This is a genomic window from Synechococcus sp. H55.10 (assembly GCF_047502715.1).
GTDB lineage: Bacteria > Cyanobacteriota > Cyanobacteriia > Thermostichales > Thermostichaceae > Thermostichus.
Genome location: NZ_JANSJJ010000273.1, coordinates 1 through 521, shown reverse-complemented (window position 1 = coordinate 521; position 521 = coordinate 1). Strand labels below are relative to the sequence as shown.

Annotated in this window: 2 pseudogenes; one reads left to right on the top strand and one right to left on the bottom strand. The window is 57.8% G+C overall.

Going from position 1 to position 521, the window contains the following annotated elements:
- Nucleotides 1-223: pseudogene (locus NW858_RS13110) on the top strand (hypothetical protein); the annotation flags it as partial.
- A gap of 41 nt (nucleotides 224-264) precedes the next feature.
- On the opposite strand, the pseudogene NW858_RS13105 reads toward NW858_RS13110, so the two are convergent.
- Nucleotides 265-521 (bottom strand): annotated as a pseudogene (locus tag NW858_RS13105) (phosphatidate cytidylyltransferase); the annotation flags it as partial.

Below are 521 nucleotides of genomic sequence, written 5' to 3'. Positions count from 1 at the left end.
GGAAAAGCAAGTGCAGCGGGAGCGGGAGTTCGCCGAGATGGAGCAAAACATCAGCCGCATCCACTACTTTTACCGGAAGGCAGACATGCCCCTGGAGATGCGGCAGCTCCTCACCTACCGCAAGCTGATGGCGCTGGACTACTTTACTCCCCAGGCAGCGAAAGAGCTGATCAGGCAGTGGCAGCAACAAGAAGAGCGAGAACAAGAACGCCGCAAGGTCTAGAGGCCGTTTCCGCGCCAGACCCGTCGCAGGGGTAGCAATTGCTACAGGTATAGTTCGTCCAGAAGCTGCAGCAGGACAAAGCAGAGCCCGGCGCTGCCCAAAGGCACGGTCAGGTTATCCAACCCCCACCAAGAGAAGACCTCTAGGCCCATGGCTATGCCTCCCGCCAAAAGGCTGATGGCGAGCAAGGAGGGAGAAAAGCCGAAGTACCCCAGCAGTAGCGCCGCAATCACCAAGCTGCTCACTGCCCACATGGTCAGGGATCCCTCCCAACTTTTTTGAATGGATCCCAGTTGAT